Genomic DNA, 23052 nt, shown 5'->3' on the forward strand with positions numbered 1-23052 from the left:
CGGCGCGCGCCGGGCAGGAGCTCTGGGCCCCTCGCGCCCGACGCAGGAGAGCTGAGCCCTGCGCGCGCCGGGCCGGAGAGGTGAGCCCTGCGCGCGCCGGGCAGGAGCTCTGGGTCCCTCGCGCCCGACGCAGGAGAGCTGAGCCCCGCGCGCGGGGCCGGAGAGGTGAGCCCTGCGCGCGCCGGGCAGGAGCCTCGGGCCCCGCGCGCCCGGCGCCGGAGAGCTGAATCCCGCGCGCGCCGGGCTGGAGAGCTGAGCCCCGCGCTATCGGTCGTCCGTCACCTCAGATCAGTGGCGGGCGGCCCAGCCGCGTCATGCGCCACACGGTCCGCCAGCGCATGGGGCGCCGTTCACCGGCGGGCGCGCGCACGCCCTCCACGAAGCCGCCCGCCCAGGCGCGCAGACCGCCCACCGAGCGCGTACGCAGCAGGGTCAGCAGCGTCCAGACGCCGAGGTACAGCGGGACCAGCGGGAGCGGGAGGCGGCGGCGGGCCAGCCAGACGCGGTTGCGGGCGGTCATCCGGTAGTAGACCGCGTGCCGCGCCGGGGACGTCTTCGGGTGCTGGAGCAGCAGCGACGGCTCGTAGAGGACCTTCCAGCCGGCGTCGAGCGCGCGCCAGGCGAGGTCCGTCTCCTCGTGCGTGAAGAAGAAGTCGGCGGGCCAGTCGCCGGTCTCGGCCAGCATGTCCATGGAGAAGGCGTGGCCGCCGCCGAGGAACGCGGTCACGAGGCCGCGCCGCATCGGGTCCTTGGCCCGCAGCCGCGGCACGTGCCGGCGCTGTGTCTCGCCGAGTTCGTCGGCGATGCGGAACCCGACGATGCCCAGGCGGGGATCGGATGCGTACAGGCTCTGGATCGTGGAGAAGACATCGGCGTCGACGAGGAGCCCGTCGTCGTCCAACTCGACCGCCACGTCCACGTCACCGAACTCGCGGAGCCTGGCCAGCGCCACGTTCCGGCCGCCGGGACAGCCGAGGTTGTCGTCCAGTTCGACGGTGGTGACCTCGAAGGGCAGGCCGGTGAACTCGGGCAGCGGCGTGCCGTTGCCGATCATGACGACGCGGGCCGGCGGCGCGTCCTGCTTGGCCACCGACTCCAGGAGCGCGTCCACGTCCTTGGGCCGGTTGCCCATGGTGACGATGGCCACGCCCAAGCGGGGGAGTTCGGTGGTTCGGCGCCTGTCTGTCATGGCGGCGATGGTAGTCGTTCACCTGCGCGGTTCTCGAAGCGCGTCAGCCGTGGGGCCGCCAGCCCGTCTCCGCGGCCCACCGCTCGGCGACGACGCCGACGAGATCGACGACGGGGTCCTTCACCTCCGCGTACGTACCGGTGTCCGCGACGGCGTCCGCGAGTACGTACTTGAAGCGGGCGTAGGCGGGGACCGCGTCCGGCGTCGCGCGCAGCCAGTCCCGGAACAGCAGCGCGAGGCGCTCGTTCGGTGAACCGGCCCTGCGCACATGCAGGTTGACCGGCGCGGCGTCCGCCGTGCGCCGCGACCAGTAGCGCTTCGCCCAGTCGGCGGGATCCTCGTCGCCCTCCCGCCCGGCGGGCACGTGATCACGCAGATACGGCGCCCGGACGAACCCGAGCGCGGCCAGTGGCGCGTCGAACGCCGCAGCGGCGGCGTCCAGATCGGCGACGCTCACCTGCACGTCGTAGACGTCCTTGGCGGCCATACCCGGTACGGACGTCGACCCGATGTGGTCGACGTACAGCGCCGACGGGCCCAGGACGGAGCCCAGTCGAGAACAGAGCGCGGCTCCGTTCGCGGCCCAGTCCGGGTCGTGCGGGACGACGACGGGCTTCTCGTGCGGCGGCATCAGACCTTCTCCAGCGGCCGGTGCGGCTCGGCGGGCAGCTCTACGCGGATGAGGTCGCCGGGGCGGACGGTCCCGCCCTCCCGTACGACGCTCATGATCCCCGCCTTGCGGATGATCGCGCCGGTCGCCGGGGAGCGGCCCACGACGTGCTTGAGGAGGCCGTCCTGGAAGTGGTTGATCTGCTGACACGGGTTGCGCAGCCCGGTGATCTCGACGGTCGCGCCGCCGTCGCCGAGGCGCAGGAGCGTGCCGGTGGGCAGCGCGAGCAGGTCGATGCCGCGGGTGGTGACGTTCTCGCCGAGCTGGCCGGGCAGCACGTGATGGCCGTCCTCGGCGACCTCGGCGAACAACTCCTCCTGCATCAGGTGCACTTGACGCAGATTGGGTTGCGTCGGGTCCTGGGCGACGCGCGAGCGGTGTTTGACGGTGACGCCCGCGTGCACGTCCCCTTCGACGCCGAGCCCCGCGAGCAGCGTGACGCTGTCCCGGTTCGGCTTGGTGAAGGAGTAGGTGCCGTTGCTGCTGACCGCCGTGACGACACCGCCGTCGAATTCGCCCATCGTGACCCCCTGCGCGTGGTGAATGGTGAACGCTGAATCACCGCGAGCCTAGCCGTGGTGCGTCCAGGAATCCGTTCAGCCTCCGAGCGAGCGCTGCGACACCTTCGCCACATGTGCGGAGAACGTTCCGCGGGCGTCCGATGACAGCGTGCTGAGCGCGACCAGAGCCGTGACCGCCACGTCGCACAGCTCCGACTCGACGTCCTGCCAGGTGTGGCTGACGCCCTTGCGCGGGTTCTGGCCGATCGCGCCGATGACCGCCTGGGCCGCCTCGCCCACCTCCTCCGAGAGCTTCAACATCCGCAGAAGAAGGGCCTCTTGGGGAGGGCGCTGGTTGTTCTCGTCGAGCCAGGCGCGCAGCCGGTCGATGGTCGCCCACAGCTCGTCGCTGTGCGCTGCACCATCGTGCGTCTCGCCGCCGACCGTTGCGCCGCCAGCCGTCTCGCCGCCGACCGTCGCGCCGTCGGCCGTTTCGTCGTTGTTCGTCGTCACGAGGGACGAGCCTAGGCGCCCCGGTTCACTCGGCGGTCTCCGCCTCCCGTACCCGCTTGGTGCGTGAGCCGACCACCGCCAGCGTCGCCGCCGCGGCCCCCACGAGCGCGGCCGGCACCATCCAGTGCCGGTCGAGCGCATGGCCCAGCGCGTGGTCGAGGGAGTAGCGGCCCGCGCCGGTCACCGCGAGGCCCGCCGCGACGAAGCCGAGGAACGCCGGGTACTCGTAGCCGCCCTCCATCGCGAAGAAGCCGTTCGGGGCGTGCACGGCCGCCGCACCCGCCATGGTGCCGGCCGCGGCCGCGCCGCCCAGCGGAGTGGCGAGGCCGAGCGCGAGGAGCGCCCCGCCGCCCGCCTCGCCGAGCCCGGCCGCGAGGGCGCTCGCCTTGGCGGGGGCGTACCCCATGGCGTCCATGGCGGCGGCCGTACCGGACACACCGCCGCCGCCGAACCAGCCGAGCAGCTTCTGGGCGCCGTGCGCGGCGAGCACCCCGCCGGTGCCCAGGCGCAACGCGAGAAGGCCCAGGTCGCGACGGGAGTGACAGGTGGCGCGGGCGGAACGGCAGGAGCGGGAGACGCGGGAGATACGTGAACGTGTGCAGGTCATGTCACCACCGTCCGGCAGCCGTGGCCCGCGCACCTCGCGCGCGGGCCCATTCGGGTGGCGGGGTCCCGGCCGCGGTGCAAGCCTGGGCGCATGCCCATGCAGACCGCAAAGCTCAGCGACCCGGCCGTCCGCGCTTTCGTCTCGGCGCTCAACGCCCACGACGAAGAAGCCTTCCGGGCCGCGCTCGCGCCCGGCGCGACCATGGCCGACGACGGTTCCGACCGGGACCTGGCCGACTGGACGGCCCGCGAGATCTTCGACTCGCACGGCCACATGGAGATCGAGAAGGAGACGGCGGAGGGCCGGGCGCTCGTCGCCAGCTACCGCAACGACACCTGGGGCGAGATGCGCACCCGGTGGACGTTCGACGTGGCCGACGGCAAGGTCACCCGCTTCGAGACCGGCCAGGCCTGACCCGCAACAACCCCGGGTCGGCACCGGGGTTGACCTCGTGTGCGCTTCAACACGCGCCCCGCCCGCCCGGGTGTGGGCGCGCAGCCCGTGCACATCCCGCGCCGGTCCTGAAGGGCTACGGAAGCTACGGGAACTACGGGAACTACGGGACAGGGACGGTTGTCCCGCTCACTCGGCGGGACTACGGGACAGGGACGGCCGTCCCGCTCACCCGCACCCGCGGGTCGCCCTCCGTCAGTGTCACCGTCAGCTCGCCGGGGCGGCCCATGTCGGCGCCCTGGAAGAGGGTGACACCGGCGGCCCGCGGCACCAGGCCCAGCTCCCGCAGGTACGCCCCGAACGCCGCGGCGGCCGCTCCGGTGGCGGGGTCCTCGACGACGCCGCCCACGGGGAACGGGTCGCGCACGTGGAACGTGAACTCGGCCTCTCGCCAAGCCAGTTGTACCGTCGTCAGGTCGAGACGGTGCATCAGCGTCTCGAGCCGCTCGAAGTCGTAGTCGAGGTCGGCGAGCCGCTGCCGGGTGGCCGCCGCCAGGACGAGGTGGCGGGCGCCCGCGTAGGCGATCCGGGGCGGCAGGGCGGCGTCGAGGTCGGCGGCCGGCCAGTCGAGCGCGGCCAGCGCCTCGGCGAGATCGTCACCGCTCACGTCCTCGACGTGCGGCTCGACGCTGGTGAGGGTCGCGCGCAGGGTGCCCCCGGCCCGGTCCACGGTGACCGGGACCTCGCCGGCCGGGGTGTGGAACAGGTAGTCGCCGGTGCCGTCGCGCTCCGCGAGGGCGACAGCGGTGGCCACGGTGGCGTGGCCGCAGAAGGAGACCTCGGCCTTGGGACTGAAGTAACGCACGGTGTACGCCCGTTCGCCGCTTCCGGCGGGCCCGGGGGTCACGAACGCCGATTCGCTGTAGCCGAGGTCGGCGGCGATCTTGAGCATGTCCCCGTCGCCGAGGGCGGAGGCGTCGAGGACGATCCCGGCGGGGTTGCCTCCGGCGGGGGTGGTGGCGAAGGCGGTGTAGCGCAGCACGTCGTCTGTCATGGAGACATCAAAGCAAGTCGGCCCAGTCCACAGGGCGGATTTTGCGCCGCCCGCAGGGCGAATCCGCCCCGCCCGCAGGAGAGGGCGCCTGTCCCCGCTGTGCAGGCGCCCTCTCCGTCTTCCCCCCCTCGCGATGGTTCAGAGGCAGGCGGTCAGTGGCAGGCGGTCAGTGGCAGACGGTCAGTGGCAGCTGACCCCGCCGGAGCCGACCCGGCTCCAGGAGCAGGAGTCGAGCTGCGTGCCGTTCGGCTTGATCAGCCGGGCCTTGTCGCCCGTGTTGTTCCAGACGTACCAGCTGCGTCCCCAGTACCGGACGCCCGCCGCGTTCGTGCCCTTGCCGGTGCGGACCTTGACGGTCTTGCCCGCGCCGATCTTGTAGCTGCCGAAGGTGTACGTGTAGCCGGTCTTGTCCTTCAGCTTGTAGCCCTTGAGCTGGATCGCGGAGCGGGAGTTGTTGTGGATGTTCACCCACTCCGCGTTCAGCGAGCCGTTGCTGCCGCGGTCCGAGCCCGGGCTGTCGTACTGGATGTAACCGAGGTGCAGTCCGCCCTGGTGCGCGGCGGCGGAGGCCGGGGACGCGGCGAGCAGCGAACCCGCCAGGGCGGCCGCGGCGAGGGCGGCCGGAGCCGCGGAACGTATGCGCAAGATGCACTCCAAATGTGAAGTTCTCGTGGAGAGGAGCTGAGCATACGGGGTGCGGTGTCCGGTAATGAGGCGGTAGGTGCTATTCCGCTTGTGGAGATTTACATCTCAAGCAAGTGGGGTGGCGAAGGGGTGCGGAGGCTCAACCCCGGCCGATGAACGGCATGTTCGTGGCCAGCACCGTCGCGAACTGCACATTGGCCTCCAGCGGCAGCTCTGCCATGTGCCGCACCGTGCGGGCCACGTCGGCCACATCCATCACCGGCTCCGCCGCCAGCTCCCCGTTGGCCTGGAGGATTCCGGACTGCATGCGCTCGGTCATGTCGGTCGCCGCGTTGCCGATGTCGATCTGCCCGCAGGCGATCCGGTACGGGCGGCCCTCCAGGGAGAGGGACTTGGTGAGGCCCGTCAGGGCGTGCTTGGTCGCCGTGTACGCGATCGAGCGCGGGCGCGGCGTGTGTGCGGAGATCGACCCGTTGTTGATGATCCGGCCGCCTTGGGGGTCCTGCTCCTTCATCTGCCGGAACGCCGCCTGCGCACACAGGAACGCCCCGTTGAGGTTGGTGTCGACGACATGCCGCCACGCGTCGTACGCCAGCTCCTCGACGGGCACGCCGCCGGGCCCGAACGTCCCCGCGTTGTTGAAGAGCAGATCGAGGCGGCCGAACCCGTCACGCACGGCGGTGAAGAGCGCCGCCACGTCCTCCGGGCGCGACACATCGGTGCGAACGGCGAGGGAGCCCGCGCCCGGAGCGAGCGCCGCCGTCTCCTCCAGGGTCTCGGTGCGGCGGCCGGCGAGGGCCACGCGCCAGCCGGCCCGCAGCAGTTCCAGGGCGACGGCCCGGCCGATGCCGGAGCCGGCGCCGGTGACCACGGCGGTTCTCGTCTCTGAGGTGCGCTGATCGTCCATGGGGCCGCAGCGTACGGGCGGTGCCGCCACCCGGAGATCACCGATCCGCCATGTGGCTGTTGTGTACGCGACAGTCGAGCGCCTTTCCGGCCCAGTCGAATTCCCCTGACAGCAGACGACATCAGCAGTCAGGGGAGGGGCTCCATGTCACACGTACCGCAGCACAAGCCCGAACTTCGCGTAGCCGCCCAGCACTTGGGCCGACGCCGCTTCCTCACTGTCGCGGGCGCCGCAACGGCGCTAGCCTTCAGTGTGAACCTGCCCGCCGCGGGCACCGCGGCCGCCGCCGAGCTGGACACCGCCAAGGTCGCCAGCGACCCGTTCACCCTGGGCGTCGCCTCCGGCGACCCGCTGCCCGAGTCCGTGCTGCTGTGGACGCGACTCGCCCCGAAACCCTTCGAGGCCGGCGGCGGACTGCCCGCACAGCGCGTCGCCGTGCAGTGGGAGCTCGCCCACGACGAGCGCTTCCGGCGCATCGCCAGACGCGGCACCGAGACCGCGCACCCCGAGTTCAACCACTCGGTCCACGTCGAGGTCGGACGCCTCGCCCCGGGCCGCATCTACTACTACCGCTTCCGCGTGGGCAGCTGGATCAGCGAGACCGGCCGCACGCGCACCGCGCCCGCCGCCGCCGGCCGCCCCTCGGAGCTGACGCTGGCCGCCGTCTCCTGCCAGGCGTACCACGACGGCTACTTCACCGCGTACAAGCACCTGGCCGAGGACGATGTCGACGTCGTCTTCCACCTCGGTGACTACCTCTACGAGTACGCGGTCAACTCCGTCGGCGGCAACCGCAAGTACACCGACCGCGTACTGCCCGACGTCTTCAACCGGGAGACCGTGACCCTGGAGGACTACCGGCTGCGCTACGCCCTCTACAAGTCCGACCCCGACCTGCGGGCCGCGCACGCCGCGCACCCCTTCGTCGTCACCTGGGACGACCACGAGACCGAGAACAACTACGCCGACGACATCTCCGAGAACGACGACCCGCCGGCCGAGTTCCTGCTGCGCCGCGCCTCCGCGTACCGCGCGTACTGGGAGAACCAGCCGCTGCGCCGCCCCCAGCTGCCGACCGGGCCCGACGCCCAGCTCTACCGGCGTCTGGTCTGGGGCCGACTCGCCCAGTTCGACATCCTCGACACCCGCCAGTACCGCTCCAACCAGGCCTACGGCGACACCGCCCACGCGCCCGGCCCCGAGTCGGACGACCCGGCGCGCACCATCACCGGTGCCACGCAGGAGCGCTGGCTCATCGACGGCTGGCGTCGCTCGCGCGCCCTGTGGAACGTCGTGCCGCAACAGGTCACCTTCTCCGAGCGGAAGCTGGACCTGACCGCGAACGCGAAGCTGTCCATGGACTCCTGGGACGGCTACCGCGCCTCGCGCAAGCGCGTGCTCGCCGGGGCCAGGGCCGCCCGCGTCGAGAACCTCATGGTCCTCACCGGTGACGTGCACGTCGGGTACGCCTTCGACATCAAGGAGAACTTCGCCGACCCGGCGTCGCGCACCCTCGGCACCGAGATCGTCGCCACGTCCATCGCCTCCGGCAAGGACGGGGCGGAGAAGCCGGCCACGTGGGAGACGTACACCAAGGCCAACCCGCACATGAAGTTCTTCAACGGGCGGCGGGGTTACGTCACCGTGGGTCTCGGGGAGTCCGAGGCACGGGCCGACTTCAAGACGGTGCCGTTCGTCTCTGCGACGGGCGCTCCGCTCAGTACGGCGGCGTCGTTCGTCACGGAGGTCGGTAACCAGGGCCTGCGGCCGGCCTGATCCGGCCTGATCGGGTATGACGCCGGGTGCGGGCCGGTGGGGGCTGGTCGCGCAGTTCCCCGCGCCCCTGAGATGCGCACTACGTGCGCCATCTCAAGGGGCCGCGCGAAACACCGCTCTCCTGGGGCTGCGGCGAAGCCGCATGCCTCAGGGGCGCGGGGAACTGCGCGACCAGCCACGACGCACCCGCACCCGGCAACGCGACAGCGACCCCGCACACGGGAACGCGACAGCGACCCCGCACACGGGAACCGTCACTCCCCGGGGTACCGCACCCCCACCGCCGAGCGCACAGCGTCCAGCGTCCGCATGACCCCGAGCGAAGAATCCAGCGGCACCAACGGAGACTCCGTATCGCCCGCCCGCAGCCTCCGCATGACCTCGACCGCCTCGTGCCGGAGCGAATCCCGCGGGCCGTCCTCCGGCGCCGCCACGAACTCCTCGGGGTCACGCCCGTCCCGGTGCACCACGAACCGCTCCGGATAGAAGAACCCGCCGGGCACATCGATCCGGCCCGCAGACCCCGTCACGGAGGCCGTCACCCCCGTACCGGAATTGATCGCACAGTGCAGCAGCGCCTGGGCCCCGCTCGCGTACGAAAGGAGCATCCCGGTCTGCAGGTCCACGCCCTCCGGGGAGAGCGCGGCGCGGGCCGTCACCTCGGACGGCTCCCCGAGCAGCAGATGAGCGAACGACACCGGATACACCCCGAGGTCCAGGGTCGCACCGCCCCCCTGGGCCGGGTCCCGTAGCCGGTGCGCGGGCGGGAACGGGCCGGCGAGGCCGAAATCGGCCTGCACGGTCCGGATCTCGCCGATCGCGCCCTCGTCGACCAGCGCCTTCAGGCGGCGGATCAGCGGATTGCAGTACATCCACATGGCCTCCATCAGGAAGAGGCCGCGCGAACGCGCCAGCGTCACCAGCTCCTCGGCCTCGCGCGAGTTCAGCGTGAACGCCTTCTCGACCAGCACCGCACGCCCCGCCTCCAGGCAGAGCCCGGCCGCCTCCCGGTGCGCCGAGTGCGGGGTGGCCACGTACACCACGTCGATGGAGTCGTCCTCGGCGAGCGAGGCCCAGTCGCCGTAGGCCCGCTCGATCCCGAACCGCTCGGCGAAGGTCTTCGCCGACGCCTCGGTCCGCGAGGCCACCGCCACCACCTCGGCGTCGGGCAGATCCAGCAGATCCGCCGTGAACGACGCCGCGATCCCTCCCGTCGCGAGAATCCCCCACCGCACGCGTTCCGCTGCCATCCCTGCCCACCTCAGTAGTTGGTCCCGGTCACTCCGCCGAGCTGAGAGCATAGGTAATCGCACGTACGGCCGGGAGAGACGAAAGGGAACGAGGGGCAACGGGATGGCGGAGAGCGGAAGTACGGGGAGCACCAAGGACGCCGGGGAGCAGCCGCGGATCACCCGGCAGGACAGCCCAACTCCCGTACGCACAGCGGCCGTTCGCACCGGCCTCCTCGTCACCCTCGTCCTCGGCGGGCTGACCGCGGTCCCGCCGCTGTCCATGGACATGTACCTCCCGGCCCTGCCCGAGGTCACCGGCGCCCTGCACACCTCGGCCGCCACCGCGCAGCTCACCCTCACCGCGTGCCTGACCGGCATGGCGCTCGGCCAGCTCGTCGTCGGCCCGATGAGCGACAAGTGGGGGCGGCGCAGGCCGCTCATGATCGGCCTGGTCGTGTACGTCGTCGCCACCGCGATCTGCGCCTTCGCGCCGAACGCCGCGCTGCTCGTCGCGTTCCGCCTGCTCCAGGGACTGGCGGGCGCCGCGGGGATCGTGATCGCCCGCGCTGTCGTGCGCGACCTCTACGACGGCGTCGCGATGGCCCGCTTCTTCTCCACCCTGATGCTGATATCCGGCGTCGCCCCGATCGTCGCGCCCCTCATCGGCGGCCAGATCCTGCGCGTCACGGACTGGCGCGGCGTCTTCGTCGTCCTCACCTTCATCGGCATCGCGCTCACCGCCATCGTCGGCAAGTTCCTGCCCGAGACGCTGCCGCCCGAGCGGCGCCACTCCGGCGGCACCGTCGACGCGCTGCGCACCATGCGGTCCCTGCTCGCCGACCGCGTCTTCACCGGCTACATGATCGCGGGCGGCTTCGCGTTCGCCGCGCTGTTCGCCTACATCAGCGCCTCGCCGTTCGTGATCCAGGAGATCTACGGGGCCTCGCCCCAGACCTTCAGCCTGCTCTTCGGGCTCAACTCGATCGGGCTGATCGCCGTCGGCCAGCTCAACGGCAAGGTGCTCGTCGGCCGCGTCAGCCTCGACAAGGTCCTCATGATCGGCCTCGCCCTGATCGTGCTGTCCGCCGCGTTCCTGCTCCTCGTCGCCACGGGCGTGTTCGGCGACCCGGAGGACCTCGGCATCGTGCCCGTCGCCGCGGGACTTTTCGTGCTCATGGCGTCGATGGGCCTCGCGACCCCCAACACGAACGCGCTCGCGCTGCTGCGCACCCCGCACGCCGCCGGCTCCGCGTCCGCGCTGCTCGGCACCTCGTCCTTCCTGATCGGGGCGGTCGCCTCGCCGCTCGTCGGCATCGCGGGCGAGCACACGGCCGTGCCGATGGCCCTGGTGCAGCTCGTCTGCGGCCTGGCGGCGGCCGTCGCCTTCATGGCACTGTGCCGCCCCTGGCAGCACGCGGCCCGGGCGACGAGGGAGGTGACGGAGCGCTGAGCTCCCCACGACTGCGGCACGGCACCCCCGAGCGGGCCGGCCTCGACCCCGAGCGGATCGCCCGCCTCGTCCGCGACGTGCGCACGCTCCCGGACGGCCCGCGCCCCTGGTGCGCGGGCGCCGTGCTGCTCGCCGGGCGCGGCCCGGTGATCGCCGCCGAGACCGCCTGCGGCTGGGCGGTGCGGTACGCGGCGTACGACGAGGTGAACGACCGGGGCGTCGAACTCCCGTCCGCCGCCCGCGTCCCCATGACCCTGGACACGCCCTTCGACCTCGCCTCGCTGACCAAACTGTTCACCACGATCGCCACGGTGCAGCAGATCGAGCGCGGCACGCTCGGCATCGACGCGCGGGTCGGCGCGTACCTCCCCGAGTTCACGGCCGCGTCCCGGCACGACATCACCGTCCGCGGACTCCTCACCCACACCTCGGGCCTGCGCCCCGAACTCCCGCTGTACGACGCCCCGGACGCGGCCACCCGGCTCGCACTGCTGCGCGCCGAGGCACCCTCGTCGAAGCCGGGGGAGTACCGCTACTCCGACCTGAACATGCTGCTGCTCCAGCACCTCCTGGAACGGCTCACCGGCCGGCCGCTGGACGCGCTCGTCCGCGACGGCATCACCCGCCCCCTCGGCATGACCGCCACCTCGTACGGGCCGCGGCCCGGCGCCGCCGCCACCGAGGACCAGGGCCGCCCCTGGGCAAAGGCCGACCGCGGCATGCTGCGGGGCGAGGTGCACGACGAGAACGCCTGGGCGCTCGGCGGCGTCGCGGGCCACGCGGGCCTCTTCTCGACCGCGTACGACCTGGCGGTGCTCTGCCGCACCCTGCTCAACGGCGGCTCGTACGGCACCGCCCGCATCCTCGGCCCCGACTTCGTCGACCTGATGCTGACGGACCCCGGGCTCGGCTTCCGGATCGACCAGCCGTGGTTCATGGGCGAGCTGGCGGGCACCGGGGCGGCCGGGCACACCGGGTTCACGGGTACGTCCCTCGTCCTGGACCCGGCGACGGACACGTTCCTGGTACTCCTCGCCAACACCGTCCACCCGCGCCGCCGCCCCGCCGACAACGGCCCCCGGGCAGCCGCGGCGACCCACCTGGCCCGCGCGGTGACCGGCCCGCCGGGCCCATAGCCCGCCACACCCTAAAATCGTCGGCGTGAACGCCCCGACCGACCCCTCTTCCGCCGCGTACTCCGCCGAGCCCGCCGACACCCTCCGCTCGGCCCTCGCCGGGCTGCTCGCCGGGCTGCCGCCCACGCAGGCGGCCCGCGCCGTGGACCGGCTCATCGCGAACTACCGGGGCACCACCCCGACCGACGCGCCGATCCTGCGCGACCGGGCGGACGTCGCGGCGTACGCGGCGTACCGGATGCCCGCCACGTTCGAGGCCGTCGCCTCCTCGCTGGACGCCCTCGCCGCCGCGGCGCCCGCCGACTGGACGCCGGCCGGGCACCTGGACATCGGCGGCGGCACCGGCGCGGCGGTCTGGGCGGCCCGCGCGGTGTGGCCGGCGCGGCGCCCGACGACGGTCCTCGACTGGTCGGAACCGGCGCTGGCGCTCGGCCGCGAACTGGCCGCGGCGGACACCGGGCTGAAGGATTCGGTCCGCTGGGAACGCGCGCGCATCGGCGCCAACCCGCCGCTCGACGCCACCGACCTGGTGACGATCTCGTACGTCCTCAAGGAGCTGACGGACGCCGACCGCGCGGCCGTCGTCGACGCGGCGGCACAGGCCGCCACCGGCGCCGTCGTCGTCATCGAACCCGGCACCCCCGACGGCTACACCCGGATCATCGAGGCCCGCGACCGGCTGATCGCCGCGGGCTTCCACGTAGCGGCGCCCTGTCCGCACAGCGGCCGCTGCCCGATCGTCCCCGGCGAGGACTGGTGCCACTTCTCGGCCCGGGTCAGCCGCTCCTCCCTGCACCGCCAGGTCAAGGGCGGTTCGCTGGCGTACGAGGACGAGAAGTTCTCCTACGTCGCCGCGACCCGCTTCCTTGTGACCCCGGCCCCGTCCCGGATCGTCCGGCGCCCCCAGATCCGCAAGGGCCAGGTACTCCTGGACCTGTGCGAACCGGAGGGCGCCCTGACGAGAACGACGGTGACGAAGAAGCACGGGGCCGCGTACCGGGGGGCCCGGGACGCGGACTGGGGTGACGCCTGGCCTCCGCCGGTCTGAGGTTTCTCGTCCGCGGGCCGGTGGGGGCCGGTCGCGCGGTTCCCCACGCCCCACATGGCGATGGAGATCGCGCACGAAGTGCGCATCGACAGGGGCAGGGGGGAACTGCGCGACCAGCCACGACGTACCGCAGCTGGTCGACGCACCTCGCATCCGGCGGCGATGAAACGATCCGCCTCAGCGGAGCTCAAGCGTGCAGCACTTCACACTCCCGCCCCCCTTCAGCAGCTCCGACAGATCTATCGCCACCGGCACGAACCCCCGCTCCCGGAGCGGCCCGAACAACCCGACGGCCCCCTGCGGCAGCACCACGTGCCGCCCGTCCGACACCGAGTTCAGGCCGAAGGCGACCGCGTCTGCCTCGTCGGCGATCAGCGCGTCGGGGAACAGCCGCCGCAGCACGTCCTGGCTGCCGGCCGAGAACGCCGCGGGGTAGTACATGACGTCGTCCGCGTTGTCGTCCAGGACGGCGAGCGCCGTGTCCAGGTGGTAGAAGCGCGGGTTCACCAGATCCAGCCCGATGACGGGTCGCCCGAAGACCTCCTGGGCTTCCCCGTGGGACAGCGGCGACGCCCGGAACCCGCGCCCCGCGAGCACGTAGGAGGCGGTGACGGCGAAGTCCCCCTCGCCCTCGTTGACGTGCACGGGCTCATGCACGTCGGGGTAGCCGTGCGCACGGAACCAGTCCAGATGGGCGGCGGCCTCCAACTCCCGCTCCGGGTAGGCGAAGCGCGCCCCGAGCACCCGCCCGTCGACCACGGTCGCCCCGTTGGCCGCGAAGACCATGTCGGGCAGTCCGGGCCGCGGGTCGAGCACCTCCACGGTGTGGCCGAGTGCGCGGTACCGGTCGCGCAGGTCCTCCCACTGCGCGACGGCGAGCGGGACGTCGACGGGTTTCGCCGGGTCCATCCACGGATTGATCGAGTAGGTCACCTTGAAGTGCGCCGGTGGGCACATGAGATAGCGCCGGGGTGTGGCGCGGCGCTCGACGGAGTGCGGATTACGCAATGAGGGCTCCTCACAACCGCAGGGTCTGTTGCGCCCATGGTGCGGTCGGAGGAGCCCTCGCGGCTGTGAACCGAACGGGTGGTTCACGGAGCCGGATCACGACGCGTCGGTACTGCCGCGCCTCTCCTGCAACTTGCGCAGCAACTCCCGCTTCTGCGCCACGGGATCGGTGCCTCCGCCGCCCACCCGACCGCTCCGGCCGCCGCCTCGCAGCGCCTTGCGGGAGAGGGTGCGACGGGTACCGCCGACGCCCAGCATGCCGCCTGCTCCACCTCGGGTCATGACGTACTCCTTTGTCCGGATCCTACTCACCAGGCGAGACGCACCGTCTCGCCGTGCCGACAGCCACCACTCTCAACGAGACGCACCGTCTTGTCAACCCTTTACGAGACGGCACGTCTCGCCTCGTTCGCTGCTACATTCGAACCATGTCGACCACGCCCAGCCGCGCCCCGAAGAAGACGGCCCCCGACTCCGCCCGTCGCAGCGAGCGCTCGCGCCGCGCGATCTACGACGCCGCCCTCGCCCTGGTCGGCGAGATCGGCTACGCCCGGACGACCATCGAGGGCATCGCCGCCCGCGCCGGCGTCGGCAAGCAGACGATCTACCGCTGGTGGGGATCGAAGGCGCAGGTGCTGATGGAGGCCTTCATCGACCTCAACGAGCAGAACGCGCACGCGGCCGCCGAGAAGTACGCCGGAGTGCCCGTCGACGGGGGCGGACTCCCCGACAGCGGCGACCTCGAGGCCGACCTCAAACTGGTGCTGCGCGCCACGATCGACGAGCTCAAGGACCCCCGCTTCGAGGCCCCGGCCCGCGCGCTCGCCGCCGAGGGCGTCGCCAACCGCGAGTTCGCCGAGGAGTTCATCGCCCGGCTCCTCATGCCCGGGCTCGACCTGTACGCCGCCCGCCTCTCCGCCGCCAAGGACACGGGGGAGATCCGCGCCGACGTCGACCCCGAGATCGCCCGCGACCTCTTCGTCTCGCCGCTCGCCCAGCGCTGGCTGCAGTTCACCGGCCCGCTCGACCACGCGTACGCCGACAAGCTCGTCGAGTACGCCCTCTACGGGATCAGCGCCCGCCCGAAGAAGCCGCAGGCGTAGTCGCGAGCAGCCCCGGCGCGTTGGTGATGACCCCGTCGCAGCCGAGCCGCAGCACCCGCTCCCGGTCGTACGGCGTGTTCACGGTGTGCGCCCACACACGCGGCACACCCGAGCGGACCGCCCGCAGAAGATCCGTGTCGCGCGCCGCGTGGTCCATGTCCAGCACGTCGACGTGACCGGCCCAGAGCTCGGGCCGGTCGGTCCTCATCTGCCGTGCGGAGCGCCACAGTTGGGTGACCAGGCCGAGCCGGTGGGCGCGCGCGGCGACGGCCGGGCTGTTGGAGTTGACCAGCACCGAGCGGGTCAGGCCGCGGGCACGGATCAGCCGCGCGAGCCCGTCGAGACTCGGGGGATCCTTGGCCTCCAGCATCAGCACGGTCCGGCCGCCGAACCGGTCAAGGACCTCCGCGACCGTCGGCGGCCGCTCCGGCAGCCAGAGGCCGGGCAGTGACGGCACCGGCCGCAGCCGCACGCCCAGCCAGTGCACCCGGTCCAGCGCGCCGACCGGACCGCGCGAGTACGTCGTCCGGTCCAGGGTCGCGTCGTGCATGACCACGAGAGTGCCGTCGCGCAGCATCCGCGTATCGAAGTCGAGGATCTGCGCGGTGCCTCGCGCGAAGGCCGCCGTCAGTCCCGACATGCTGTTCTCCGGCACCTCCAGGGCGCCGCCGCGGTGCGCGGTGTACACGATGGGCGGCAGGGAGTCCACGGAGAGCGGGCGCCCGCCCGGCAGTGGTGGCGCGAAGGCGAGGATGGTCAGGGAGAGGGCGCCGGCGAGGCCGACGACCGGCACGGTCCTGGCGGCAAGGGTGACCATGGCCAACACGGTAGGCCCGCAATTAGGTGCAAATCAGGCAATGACACCCTGTGGCCCCTCCGGGAGCAGGATGGTGGGACCATGGGGGTCCGGGGCTCGTCCGGCACCCGGCCCGACAGCGATGGTGTGGTAAGGGGATAGATGGGCGCGGAGCACGGTGACAGCGCACGTTCGGGGCTGGGCAGGTTCGCCCAGTGGCTGAAGTCGGCCAGGGCCCCGAAGGAGACCCGCACCGACGAGGACCGTGAGTCCCTGCTGCTCGCCGCTGCCGCCGCCGGACTGCCGCTCGCCCCCGCCGCCCACCCCGCCGACTACCGGTGTTCGTGCAACCGCATCGGCTGTCCGACCCCCGGCCGGCACCCCGTCTCCTTCGCCTGGCAGACCCAGTCCACGACGGACCGCGGACAGATCGAGCGCTGGGCGCGCCACCAGCCCCAGGCCAACTTCATCACCGCGACCGGCATGGTCCACGACGTCCTGGACGTACCGCTGGAGGCGGGCCGCGAAGCGCTGGAGCGCCTGCTGTCGACCGGCGTCGACGTCGGCCCCGTCGCCGAGTCCGGCGGCGACCGCATGCTCTTCTTCACGGCGACCCGCGGTACGCCCGAGGACGAGGACGAGTGGTGGCCCTGCGAGCTGGACTGCCATCCCGAGACCATGGACGAGCACCCCGGTATGCGCTGGCACTGCCGCGGCTCGTACGTCCTGGTCCCCCCGGCCCGCCTCCCCGCCGACCGCTCGGTGGACTGGCTACGCGGCCCCGAGCACCCGCTCCCGGACCCCCTCACACTGCTGGAGGCGCTCACCGACGCCTGCGCCCGCCACGCAGGAGCGGAACCGGACTACACGACGGCGTGGCCGTAAATAGTGGTAGCCCCTCCGGTAACCCTCAACCCTTCCGGCACCCCTCAACCCTTCCGGTAACCCTCAACCCTTCCGGCACCCCTCAGCCCCTCCGGCGATTGAGGAGCGGGGTCCGGGGCAGAGCCCCGAATCGGTAAGGCTCACGACCCTTCAGCGGTAGTGATCCCCTCAACCCGGTTCAACACCTGAACCGCACCCCCAGCGGAGCCACCGCCCGGGATCACCGCCGCCTGGTTGGACACAAACCCGTACGTGGCCGACTGCTTCGCGTCCCCCGACATCAACGCCTTCACACTCGGACTGATCGCCGGCAGATCACTCCCCGAGAACGCCGTCTGCTTCTCGAAGCGCCGCGTGGCGAAGAAGACGAGCGCCCCACCGTCCTCGGTACGCAGCGCGATGGGCGCGTAGTCGCCATCCTTGAGCGGTTCGTCGATGAACTGCGTGGTCAGACCCGGCCGCGACTCGTTCTTCTTGCGCGACGCCCGCCACTCGGAGGTGTACGCCCCGTCCGCGAACCCGTCCCCGCCGTCCTTCAGATACGTGGCGTACTTCTCGCCCAGGTCGCCCGGCCGCACCGCCAGCCCCCCGGCGTCGGCGGCGACGGCCTCGCCCCAGCCGTCCGCGTCCTTCTTGAACTCGGGAAGGGTGTCGCCGCGGAACACGGTCAGATACGAGACCGCCCACGGTTCCTCGACGGCGTCACGGGTGAAGACCATGACCCAGCGGGAGCTCGGGATGCGGCTGTTGGCGCTGTCCGTGACGAACCAGCGCGGCCAGCCGGCCTTCTTCGGGACGGTGATGTTCGTGTCGCTGAGTTTCAGCGGCTTGTGGTTCGTGTTGCCCTCGGGGCTCACCGCGCGGCCCGCCTTCAGCTTCGCCGCGTCGATCGCGGCGAGCGCCCCGGAGACGTACTTCGCGTCGGCGGCCCGGTCGTACGTCTTGTCCGCCTTGTTGTAGGCGGTGACGAAAGTGTCCAGGGCGCGTGCGGCCTGCGTCTTCGTGGTCGTGGGCATGACCTCGAGCTCGCCGTGCACGGTCACGCAGCCGCTCGCCGTGAGGGACAGCACGACCGCCGCTGCCGCTGCCGCGGCGGGCCTGCCGAGCCCGATCCTGAAGTCGCTCATGACGTTGTTCTCACCTTCCCCTTCCCGGGGCCGAACCCTACCGGGAAGAAGAAGCGCCCAGTGCCTCGCCCCTGCGGGAGAACAGTCCCGGGGGTGCGAAGAACAGGGCCAGCGTCGGCACCAAGTACACGAGCCAGACGACGACTTGGAGGACCGTCGGATCCGGCTGGAAGTTGAGGACGCCCTTCAGGAGCGTGCCCAGCCAGCCGTCGGGGGCGATCGTGGAGCTGATGTCGAAGGCGAGGGTGTTCAGACCGCCGACGAAATCGGCTTCCTGGAGGTCGTGGAAGCCGTACGCGAGGACGCCCGCGGCCACGACGACCAGCATGGCGCCGGTCCACGTGAAGAACTTCGCCAGGTTGATCCGCAGGGCACCCCGGTAGAACAGCCAGCCGAGCAGCACCGCCGTGGCCAGGCCGAGGAGTGCGCCGGCCACCGGTTCGACCGTGCCGTTGCCGGTGGCGTGCACCGCCGTCCACACGAACAGCGACGTCTCCAGACCCTCCCGGCCGACGGCGAGGAACGCGGTGACGACGAGGGCGACCGTGCCCGTGCGCAGCGCCGTGTCCAGCTTCCCGTGCAGCTCGGCCTTGAGGTGCCGGGCGGTGCGCCGCATCCAGAACACCATCCACGTCACCAGGCCCACGGCGACGATCGACAGGGAACCGCCGAGCGCCTCCTGCGCCTTGAACGTCATCTCCTGCGAGCCGAACTCCAGGGCCGCGCCGAACCCGAGCGCCAGGACCACGGCCGCGCCGACACCCAGCCACACCGGCCGCAGCGCGTCCCTGCGGTCCGTTTTCACCAGGTACGCGATGAGGATGCAGACGATGAGGCTGGCTTCCAGCCCCTCCCGCAGCCCGATCAGATAGTTCGCGAACATTCCTCAGGCCCCGTTCTCGGCGTTCTCGGCATCTGCGGCGTTCTCGAAGAGGCCGCGGCCCCACCAGTCCTTGCCGTCCCGCACGCCCGGCGGGACGGCGAACACCGCCGAACCCACGTGCTGGATGTACTCGTTGAGCGCGTCCTTCGCCGCAAGGCTCCGCTGCACCGGGATGAACCCCGTACGGACGTCCTTCTGGTAGGCGAGGAAGAACAGCCCGGCGTCCAGGCGGCCCAGGCCGTCCGTGCCGTCGGTGAACGAGTAGCCGCGGCGCAGGATCGTCGCGCCGTGGTTGGAGTCGGGGTGCGCGAGCCGCACATGCGCGTCGGGCTTCATCGCTTTCAGGAACGGCTCGTCGCGCTCCTTCGCCTTGCCGACCGGTGCGCCCTCGCCCTTGTCGCGCCCGAACAGGTCCTCCTGCTCCTGGAGCGACGTACGGTCCCACGTCTCGATGTTCATGCGGATGCGCCGGGCGACGAGATACGAGCCGCCCGCCATCCAGTCGTCGCCGCCGGCCCACACGTGCTCGTCGAGCCGCTTCGTCTCCGTGCCCGCGATGTTGCGCGTGCCGTCCTTGAAGCCCATGAGGTTACGGGGCGTCTGCGCGTCCGGCGTCGTCGACGACGTCTTGCCGAAACCCAGCTGCGACCAGCGGATGGCGACCTTGCCGAAGCCGATCCTGGCCAGGTTGCGGATCGCGTGCACGGCGACCTGCGGATCGTCCGCGCAGGCCTGCACGCACAGATCGCCGCCGCTGCGGGTCCTGTCCAGGTTGTCGCCGGGGAACTTCGGCAGCTCCACCAAGGCCTCGGGCCGCCGCCCGGCGATCCCGAACGCCTTCCCGTACGTAGCGAAGAGCGAGGGCCCGAAGCCGATCGTCAGCGTGAGCCGGGACGGCTTGAGGCCGAGCGCCTCACCGGTGTCGTCCGGCGGCGCCTCGGCGAGTCCGCCGTACGCGCCCTCGCCGACCGTGCGCCCCTGCGTCATCAGGGCGGCGGCCTTCGTCCAGTCCTTGAGGAGCTGGACGAACTCCTCGCGGTCGTCCGTCTTCACGTCGAACGCGGCGAAGTGCAGCCGGTCCTGCACCGCGGTGGCGATACCGGCCTGATGCGCGCCGTGGAACGGCACCGCCGTGCCCGACTCGGCGGCGGCAGGCCGCATGTCGTCGCCGTCGGAGCGGGCCAGCGCGACGGCACCGCCCGCGGCCGCCGCGCCGAGCGCAAGGCCGGCGCCGCCGACGGCGAGCAGTGAACGCCGGGACGGGGCGGGGGAGTTGTCCGTCATGGCGGATCCCTCCGTGCTCTCTCCGCTGTTCTCTACGCTGTGCTGTTCGCTGTGCTGTTCGCTGCTCACGTGATGCCTACTTGACGACCGCGGCGGCCAGCTTCGACAGCGGCTCCGCGAGCGCGTTGACCGCGTCGGACAGCTCCTTCTGGTCCGCCTTGCCGACCTTGTCGTAGGAGGTGAAGACGTACGAGTTCTTGTCCTTGCGGTAGGTGTCGAGGAGCTTGTCGAGCGCGGCGAACTGCTTGTCGAGGTCCTTGGTCAGCGCCGCGTCGTTCTCCGCGGCGACCGGCTCGAGCAGGTCGTACGCCTTCTCGGCGCCCTCGACGTTGGCCTTGAAGTCGACGAGGTCGGTGTGCGAGTAGCGCTCCTCCTCGCCGGTGACCTTGCCGGTGGCGACCTCGTCGAGCAGTTCCTTGGCGCCGTTGGCCATCGAGGTCGGGGTGATCTCGGCCTTGCCGACGCGCCGCTGCCAGTCCTTCAGGTCCTTGTCGAGCAGAGTGGCCAGCTCCTTCTCCCGCGAGCCGATCTTCTTGTCCTGCCACAGCGCCTTCTCCAGGCGGTGCCAGCCGGTCCAGTCCGTCTTCGGGTCCTGGCCCTCCTCGAGCCCGTCCTCGCGCACGTCGACCTTCGGGTCGATGGTGCCGAACGACTCGGCGACCGGCTCGGTCCGCTCCCAGCCGATACGGGAGGGGGCGTACGCCTTCTTGGCGCCCTCCAGGTCGCCCGCGCGGACCGCGTCCGTGAAGGTCTTCACCTTGGGCAGCGTCTCGTCGGCCTGCTCCTGGGCGTACTGGCGGTACGCGGCGACGGCGGCGTCCAGGCGCGGGTCGCGCTTGACGGCCTTGCCGCCGGTCGCCGTCACGTCCTGGCGGTGCCCCTTGCCCTTCATGCCGGGGATGCAGGCGATGCGGTAGGCGCCGCTCTTCACCTCGGCGGTCAGGGTGTGCCTGGTGCCGGGGCCGATGTTCTCGCGCTCGGAGACGATGCGGTCGTCGGGAAAGAGGATCTCGACCTCGGTGACGCGCGAGCCCTTGTTCTCGACGGCCAACTCGACGTGCCCGGAGGGGAACTCGGTCTTCGACACCTTGCAGCCGTCGTCGGTGGCGGTCACCCCGATGGCACCGGAACCGCCCTTGGCGTCACTCTTCTCGGTGCAGCCCGTGACGGCGGTCAGGGCCGCCACCGTGGCGACGGCGGTGGCGACGGAGAGACGGACGGCTCGCATGCGGGCTCCAAAGGAAGTGCACAGCTGCTGCTAAGGCGGCCCTAACTTATATGAGGCTTGCCTAAGTGTTACCCGCTCGTCCCGTGATTCACCTCTCACAAAAACGCCCTGGTCGCGGCCCGGATACAAGCGACCCTCGGGCGACCCAGGGAATGGTCAAAGGCCGGTCAAACGACGCCCGGCGCATGCTTCACTTTCCCGGTGGAGCACTTGGATTACGACGTACTGAACGTCTTCTGCGGCCCCGACGGCGGCCACGGCAACGCGCTCGGAGTCGTGCGCGACGGCGCCCTCCTGCCCGGCCGGGAGGAACGCCAGGCGTTCGCGGGCAAGTTGGGCTTCAGCGAGACCGTCTTCGTCGACGACCCGGAGCGCGGCGTCATCGACATCTACACACCGTCCGTGCGGCTGCCCTTCGCCGGCCACCCCTGCGTCGGCACCGCCTGGCTGCTGGACGTACCCGAACTGGTCGTGCCCGCCGGTGTCGTGGCGGCCCGGATGGACGGGGAGTTCAGCTGGGTCGAGGCGCGCCCCGAGTGGTCGACGCCGCGCACGATGCGGCAGTTCGGCTCGGTGGCCGAGGTGGACGCGCTGCCGGTGCCGCCGCCGGGGGAGTGGATCTACGCCTGGGCCTGGGAGGACGAGGCCGCGGGCCGCGTCAGGACCCGCGGATTCCCCGGCCGCGGCGACGGGATCACGGAGGACGAGGCGACGGGAGCCTCGGCGCTCCTCCTGACGGCCCACCTGGACCGCGCCCTGAACATCCGCCAGGGCAGGGGCTCCCAAATCCTCACGGCCCCCCAGCCGAACGGCTACATCGAGGTGGGCGGCAGAGTACGCGCCCACTTCTAGGCCGCGTGAAGCGCAACTCCGGCCAACTCAAGCCCCTCCGGCGATTGAGGAGCGGGGTTCCGGGGCGGAGCCCCGTGTCGGTGCCCCCTACGCGGCCGCCGAGAACTCCTCACCCAGAGCACGAAAAACCCCGGTATTCAAAGCGAAAGCGGCCTTGCATTCGGCAACGACCCGCTGCTTCTCCAACTCGTCCACAGCAATCGCGTCGAGCAACTCGCGATACCCCCGCTTGAACGCCGCCGGATTCCCGACCTCCTCGAACACATAGAACCGCACCCCGTCCCCCTTGCGCGCGAACCCCCACATCCGCTCCGCCTTGTCACGGATGATCTGGCCGCCCGAGAGATCGCCCAGATAGCGCGTGTAGTGATGGGCCACATATCCGGCCGACCAGGTCCTCGCGCATTCGGCGACCCGGGCCGCATACGCCTCGGTCGCCGGCAGCGCGGAAGCCTTCGCGCGCCAGTCCGGGCCCAGCAGATGTGTGAGGTCGCGCTCCAGTTCGGGCAGTCGCAGCAGCTCCCGCTGGATGAAGGGACCCGCCACCGGGTCGTCCGCCAGCCGGTCTATGCCGTCCTCGAGTGCCGCGTAGACGAACCAGAGCTGCTCCGTGTAGCGCGCGTACGCGTCCACGCCGAGGCCGCCACCGAGCAGGTCGCTCATGAACGTCGAGGTCTCCGCCTCCGTGTGCTGCTCGTGCGACGCGGTGCGGATCAGAGTGGAGAACGGGGTGTCCATGAGGCCTCCGCCGACGGGTTCTAGGTAG

The 23052-nt window shown here is 71.6% G+C and carries 25 protein-coding genes; 8 read left to right on the forward strand and 17 right to left on the reverse strand.

Annotated elements, in window-relative coordinates:
• Positions 1-283 precede the first annotated feature (283 nt).
• From ABD366_RS17725 to ABD366_RS17745, 5 genes are all read right to left on the reverse strand, one after another.
• Positions 284-1189, reverse strand: coding sequence for a glycosyltransferase family 2 protein (locus ABD366_RS17725; protein ID WP_324766658.1), 906 nt, complete (start codon positions 1187-1189; stop codon positions 284-286).
• A gap of 43 nt (positions 1190-1232) precedes the next feature.
• Positions 1233-1820 carry a GrpB family protein gene (locus tag ABD366_RS17730; protein WP_324766657.1) on the reverse strand — a complete coding sequence of 196 codons (588 nt, stop codon included), beginning with the start codon at positions 1818-1820 and terminating at the stop codon, positions 1233-1235.
• Positions 1820-2380 (reverse strand): MOSC domain-containing protein, encoded by a 561-nt coding sequence (locus tag ABD366_RS17735; protein ID WP_324766656.1) that lies wholly within the window; start codon positions 2378-2380, stop codon positions 1820-1822. The genes ABD366_RS17730 and ABD366_RS17735 overlap by 1 nt, the downstream gene beginning before the upstream one ends.
• 75 nt (positions 2381-2455) lie before the next feature.
• Positions 2456-2761 (reverse strand): MazG-like family protein, encoded by a 306-nt coding sequence (locus ABD366_RS17740; RefSeq protein WP_324766745.1) that lies wholly within the window; start codon positions 2759-2761, stop codon positions 2456-2458.
• 136 nt (positions 2762-2897) lie between these two features.
• Positions 2898-3479: a DoxX family protein gene (locus ABD366_RS17745; RefSeq protein ID WP_324766655.1), complete on the reverse strand. Its 582-nt coding sequence runs from the start codon at positions 3477-3479 to the stop codon at positions 2898-2900.
• A 90-nt stretch (positions 3480-3569) separates the two neighbouring features.
• Here ABD366_RS17745 and ABD366_RS17750 point away from each other — a divergent pair, with 90 nt between their 5' ends.
• A complete protein-coding gene (locus ABD366_RS17750; protein WP_324766654.1) occupies positions 3570-3893 on the forward strand; it encodes a nuclear transport factor 2 family protein in 324 nt (107 codons plus the stop codon).
• A 181-nt stretch (positions 3894-4074) separates the two neighbouring features.
• Here ABD366_RS17750 and ABD366_RS17755 read toward each other — a convergent pair whose 3' ends face one another.
• The 3 genes from ABD366_RS17755 to ABD366_RS17765 all read right to left on the reverse strand — a co-directional run bounded on the left by ABD366_RS17755 (position 4075) and on the right by ABD366_RS17765 (position 6478).
• Complete coding sequence (locus ABD366_RS17755; RefSeq protein ID WP_324766653.1) at positions 4075-4926, reverse strand: PhzF family phenazine biosynthesis protein; 852 nt, start codon at positions 4924-4926, stop codon at positions 4075-4077.
• A 180-nt stretch (positions 4927-5106) separates the two neighbouring features.
• Positions 5107-5571, reverse strand: coding sequence for a lamin tail domain-containing protein (locus ABD366_RS17760; RefSeq protein WP_324766652.1), 465 nt, complete (start codon positions 5569-5571; stop codon positions 5107-5109).
• Between the two features lie 139 nt (positions 5572-5710).
• Positions 5711-6478, reverse strand: a complete 768-nt coding sequence (locus ABD366_RS17765) for an SDR family oxidoreductase (RefSeq protein WP_324766651.1) — start codon at positions 6476-6478, stop codon at positions 5711-5713.
• Between the two features lie 144 nt (positions 6479-6622).
• Between ABD366_RS17765 and ABD366_RS17770 the strand changes: the two genes are divergently transcribed.
• Entirely contained in the window at positions 6623-8254 is a 1632-nt protein-coding gene (locus tag ABD366_RS17770; protein ID WP_324766650.1) for an alkaline phosphatase D family protein, read from the forward strand.
• A 254-nt stretch (positions 8255-8508) separates the two neighbouring features.
• Here ABD366_RS17770 and ABD366_RS17775 read toward each other — a convergent pair whose 3' ends face one another.
• A complete protein-coding gene (locus tag ABD366_RS17775) occupies positions 8509-9504 on the reverse strand; it encodes a Gfo/Idh/MocA family protein (RefSeq protein ID WP_324766649.1) in 996 nt (331 codons plus the stop codon).
• A 103-nt stretch (positions 9505-9607) separates the two neighbouring features.
• Here ABD366_RS17775 and ABD366_RS17780 point away from each other — a divergent pair, with 103 nt between their 5' ends.
• Genes ABD366_RS17780 through ABD366_RS17790 form a run of 3 tightly spaced genes read left to right on the forward strand, consistent with a single transcriptional unit; the run spans position 9608 to position 13120 of the window.
• On the forward strand, positions 9608-10936 hold the full coding sequence (locus tag ABD366_RS17780; protein WP_324766648.1) for a multidrug effflux MFS transporter: 1329 nt from the start codon (positions 9608-9610) through the stop codon (positions 10934-10936).
• Positions 10882-12072, forward strand: coding sequence for a serine hydrolase domain-containing protein (locus tag ABD366_RS17785; protein ID WP_411293631.1), 1191 nt, complete (start codon positions 10882-10884; stop codon positions 12070-12072). The genes ABD366_RS17780 and ABD366_RS17785 overlap by 55 nt, the downstream gene beginning before the upstream one ends.
• A 25-nt stretch (positions 12073-12097) precedes the next feature.
• Complete coding sequence (locus ABD366_RS17790; protein ID WP_344442054.1) at positions 12098-13120, forward strand: small ribosomal subunit Rsm22 family protein; 1023 nt, start codon at positions 12098-12100, stop codon at positions 13118-13120.
• A 177-nt stretch (positions 13121-13297) separates the two neighbouring features.
• On the opposite strand, the gene ddaH is transcribed toward ABD366_RS17790, so the two are convergent.
• The gene (ddaH, locus tag ABD366_RS17795; protein WP_344442056.1) at positions 13298-14128 is read right to left on the reverse strand and encodes a dimethylargininase; all 831 of its coding nucleotides are present in this window, start codon (positions 14126-14128) and stop codon (positions 13298-13300) included.
• Positions 14129-14224: 96 nt separating this feature from the next.
• The gene (locus ABD366_RS17800; protein ID WP_324768245.1) at positions 14225-14410 is read right to left on the reverse strand and encodes a DUF6243 family protein; all 186 of its coding nucleotides are present in this window, start codon (positions 14408-14410) and stop codon (positions 14225-14227) included.
• A gap of 146 nt (positions 14411-14556) precedes the next feature.
• Between ABD366_RS17800 and ABD366_RS17805 the strand changes: the two genes are divergently transcribed.
• Positions 14557-15231 (forward strand): TetR/AcrR family transcriptional regulator, encoded by a 675-nt coding sequence (locus ABD366_RS17805; RefSeq protein ID WP_324768246.1) that lies wholly within the window; start codon positions 14557-14559, stop codon positions 15229-15231.
• On the opposite strand, the gene ABD366_RS17810 is transcribed toward ABD366_RS17805, so the two are convergent.
• Positions 15200-16048, reverse strand: a complete 849-nt coding sequence (locus ABD366_RS17810) for a glycerophosphodiester phosphodiesterase (RefSeq protein ID WP_324768247.1) — start codon at positions 16046-16048, stop codon at positions 15200-15202. The two genes, ABD366_RS17805 and ABD366_RS17810, sit on opposite strands and share 32 nt — an antisense overlap.
• Before the next feature lie 141 nt (positions 16049-16189).
• On the opposite strand from ABD366_RS17810, the gene ABD366_RS17815 reads away from it, so the two are divergent.
• The gene (locus ABD366_RS17815) at positions 16190-16912 is read left to right on the forward strand and encodes a bifunctional DNA primase/polymerase (RefSeq protein WP_324768248.1); all 723 of its coding nucleotides are present in this window, start codon (positions 16190-16192) and stop codon (positions 16910-16912) included.
• A gap of 140 nt (positions 16913-17052) precedes the next feature.
• Here the strand turns inward: ABD366_RS17815 and ABD366_RS17820 are convergent, their stop codons facing one another.
• The 4 genes from ABD366_RS17820 to efeO form a co-directional block, all read right to left on the reverse strand.
• Positions 17053-18039 carry an SCO2278 family lipoprotein gene (locus tag ABD366_RS17820; protein WP_324768249.1) on the reverse strand — a complete coding sequence of 329 codons (987 nt, stop codon included), beginning with the start codon at positions 18037-18039 and terminating at the stop codon, positions 17053-17055.
• A 37-nt stretch (positions 18040-18076) separates the two neighbouring features.
• Entirely contained in the window at positions 18077-18922 is an 846-nt protein-coding gene (gene efeU, locus ABD366_RS17825) for an iron uptake transporter permease EfeU (RefSeq protein ID WP_324768251.1), read from the reverse strand.
• A gap of 3 nt (positions 18923-18925) precedes the next feature.
• Positions 18926-20206, reverse strand: a complete 1281-nt coding sequence (gene efeB, locus ABD366_RS17830; RefSeq protein WP_324768252.1) for an iron uptake transporter deferrochelatase/peroxidase subunit — start codon at positions 20204-20206, stop codon at positions 18926-18928.
• A gap of 76 nt (positions 20207-20282) precedes the next feature.
• Positions 20283-21434, reverse strand: a complete 1152-nt coding sequence (gene efeO, locus ABD366_RS17835) for an iron uptake system protein EfeO (protein WP_324768253.1) — start codon at positions 21432-21434, stop codon at positions 20283-20285.
• A gap of 210 nt (positions 21435-21644) precedes the next feature.
• Between efeO and ABD366_RS17840 the strand changes: the two genes are divergently transcribed.
• On the forward strand, positions 21645-22286 hold the full coding sequence (locus tag ABD366_RS17840; protein ID WP_324768265.1) for a PhzF family phenazine biosynthesis protein: 642 nt from the start codon (positions 21645-21647) through the stop codon (positions 22284-22286).
• A gap of 87 nt (positions 22287-22373) precedes the next feature.
• Here the strand turns inward: ABD366_RS17840 and ABD366_RS17845 are convergent, their stop codons facing one another.
• Positions 22374-23024 carry a biliverdin-producing heme oxygenase gene (locus ABD366_RS17845; RefSeq protein ID WP_324768255.1) on the reverse strand — a complete coding sequence of 217 codons (651 nt, stop codon included), beginning with the start codon at positions 23022-23024 and terminating at the stop codon, positions 22374-22376.
• Positions 23025-23052 lie beyond the last annotated feature (28 nt).

It is taken from the genome of Streptomyces kunmingensis, assembly GCF_039533535.1.
Classification (GTDB): domain Bacteria; phylum Actinomycetota; class Actinomycetes; order Streptomycetales; family Streptomycetaceae; genus Streptomyces; species Streptomyces kunmingensis.

Bases quoted from the DNA above. Each gene is read 5' to 3' on its own strand.
- ABD366_RS17725 (WP_324766658.1), bottom strand. From the start codon at position 1,189: ATGACAGACAGGCGCCGAACCACCGAACTCCCCCGCTTGGGCGTGGCC.
- ABD366_RS17730 (WP_324766657.1), bottom strand. From the start codon at position 1,820: ATGCCGCCGCACGAGAAGCCCGTCGTCGTCCCGCACGACCCGGACTGG.
- ABD366_RS17735 (WP_324766656.1), bottom strand. From the start codon at position 2,380: ATGGGCGAATTCGACGGCGGTGTCGTCACGGCGGTCAGCAGCAACGGC.
- ABD366_RS17745 (WP_324766655.1), bottom strand. From the start codon at position 3,479: ATGACCTGCACACGTTCACGTATCTCCCGCGTCTCCCGCTCCTGCCGT.
- ABD366_RS17750 (WP_324766654.1), top strand. From the start codon at position 3,570: ATGCCCATGCAGACCGCAAAGCTCAGCGACCCGGCCGTCCGCGCTTTC.
- ABD366_RS17755 (WP_324766653.1), bottom strand. From the start codon at position 4,926: ATGACAGACGACGTGCTGCGCTACACCGCCTTCGCCACCACCCCCGCC.
- ABD366_RS17765 (WP_324766651.1), bottom strand. From the start codon at position 6,478: ATGGACGATCAGCGCACCTCAGAGACGAGAACCGCCGTGGTCACCGGC.
- ABD366_RS17770 (WP_324766650.1), top strand. From the start codon at position 6,623: ATGTCACACGTACCGCAGCACAAGCCCGAACTTCGCGTAGCCGCCCAG.
- ABD366_RS17775 (WP_324766649.1), bottom strand. From the start codon at position 9,504: ATGGCAGCGGAACGCGTGCGGTGGGGGATTCTCGCGACGGGAGGGATC.
- ABD366_RS17780 (WP_324766648.1), top strand. From the start codon at position 9,608: ATGGCGGAGAGCGGAAGTACGGGGAGCACCAAGGACGCCGGGGAGCAG.
- ABD366_RS17800 (WP_324768245.1), bottom strand. From the start codon at position 14,410: ATGACCCGAGGTGGAGCAGGCGGCATGCTGGGCGTCGGCGGTACCCGT.
- ABD366_RS17805 (WP_324768246.1), top strand. From the start codon at position 14,557: ATGTCGACCACGCCCAGCCGCGCCCCGAAGAAGACGGCCCCCGACTCC.
- ABD366_RS17810 (WP_324768247.1), bottom strand. From the start codon at position 16,048: ATGGTCACCCTTGCCGCCAGGACCGTGCCGGTCGTCGGCCTCGCCGGC.
- ABD366_RS17815 (WP_324768248.1), top strand. From the start codon at position 16,190: ATGGGCGCGGAGCACGGTGACAGCGCACGTTCGGGGCTGGGCAGGTTC.
- ABD366_RS17820 (WP_324768249.1), bottom strand. From the start codon at position 18,039: ATGAGCGACTTCAGGATCGGGCTCGGCAGGCCCGCCGCGGCAGCGGCA.
- efeU (WP_324768251.1), bottom strand. From the start codon at position 18,922: ATGTTCGCGAACTATCTGATCGGGCTGCGGGAGGGGCTGGAAGCCAGC.
- efeB (WP_324768252.1), bottom strand. From the start codon at position 20,206: ATGACGGACAACTCCCCCGCCCCGTCCCGGCGTTCACTGCTCGCCGTC.
- efeO (WP_324768253.1), bottom strand. From the start codon at position 21,434: ATGCGAGCCGTCCGTCTCTCCGTCGCCACCGCCGTCGCCACGGTGGCG.
- ABD366_RS17845 (WP_324768255.1), bottom strand. From the start codon at position 23,024: ATGGACACCCCGTTCTCCACTCTGATCCGCACCGCGTCGCACGAGCAG.